This is a genomic window from Bacillus cereus group sp. N21, assembly GCF_016483395.1.
In the GTDB taxonomy this organism is placed as follows: domain Bacteria; phylum Bacillota; class Bacilli; order Bacillales; family Bacillaceae_G; genus Bacillus_A; species Bacillus_A pseudomycoides.
Genome location: NZ_JAEHBX010000271.1, coordinates 1 through 368, shown reverse-complemented (window position 1 = coordinate 368; position 368 = coordinate 1). Strand labels below are relative to the sequence as shown.

Sequence of the window (368 nt, the reverse complement as noted above, 5' to 3'; positions counted from 1 at the left end):
ATATACTATCCATTGATGTAACCGAACTAACAGGGTTAGACGATTTACATAGTCCGTTTGAATGTATAGATGAAGCACAAAAATTATTAGCTGATGTATATGGTGCGGAAAAAAGTTATTTTTTAATTAATGGTTCAACGGTCGGAAATCTAGCAATGATTTTATCTTGCTGCGGTGAGCGTGATATTGTCCTTGTACAAAGAAATTGTCATAAATCAATCATTAATGGATTAAAACTAGCGGGTGCGAATCCAATTTTTCTAGACCCATGGATTGATGAGGCATATAACGTACCAGTAGGAATTGGTGATGAAGTTATTAAAGGGGCAATTAAAAGATATCCTAATGCTAAAGCCCTCATTTTAACG

1 pseudogene is annotated in these 368 nt (G+C 34.8%); it reads left to right on the top strand.

Annotated features, from left to right (window positions below):
• Positions 1 to 368 (top strand): annotated as a pseudogene (locus tag JDS96_RS30815) (aminotransferase class I/II-fold pyridoxal phosphate-dependent enzyme); the annotation flags it as partial.